This window comes from Massilia pinisoli, assembly GCF_024753285.1.
Lineage (GTDB): Bacteria > Pseudomonadota > Gammaproteobacteria > Burkholderiales > Burkholderiaceae_D > Telluria > Telluria pinisoli.
Genome location: NZ_JANUGW010000066.1, coordinates 1 through 359, shown reverse-complemented (window position 1 = coordinate 359; position 359 = coordinate 1). Strand labels below are relative to the sequence as shown.

Annotated in this window: 1 protein-coding gene; it reads left to right on the top strand. The window is 58.5% G+C overall.

Annotation, left to right across the window (positions count from 1 at the left end; translation table 11 throughout):
- Positions 1-66 precede the first annotated feature (66 nt).
- The coding region (locus NX784_RS28765) for a transposase family protein (RefSeq protein ID WP_258820090.1) at positions 67-359 on the top strand (293 nt) is incomplete at its 3' end.

Sequence of the window (359 nt, the reverse complement as noted above, 5' to 3'; positions counted from 1 at the left end):
GGTGGCGGAGGTCTGATGTTGGTAGATTGATAGTCGCCAAACAAATCAGTCTGTCAAACCACCGCCATGCTCAATGCTATGTCGTCTCTCCCGTTTTGGGAAGGCCATATTGTCGACGCCGTCCAGGAACAAGAAGACGGCTCCCTGCTGATCGTTCTCGAAACCTGTCCTGTAAGCGATGCGCTGTGCGGCTCATGCCGGCAGCCCTGTGTCCTGGTGCATGAGCGTCGAAGACGTAGGGTGCGCGACCGCGACATTCTGGACAGGCGCGTCTGGCTTGATGTGCCGGTGCGGCGGTTGAACTGCCATCATTGCGATGCCCGGGTTGCCGAGCATATTGCCTGGCTCGATCGTAGGGC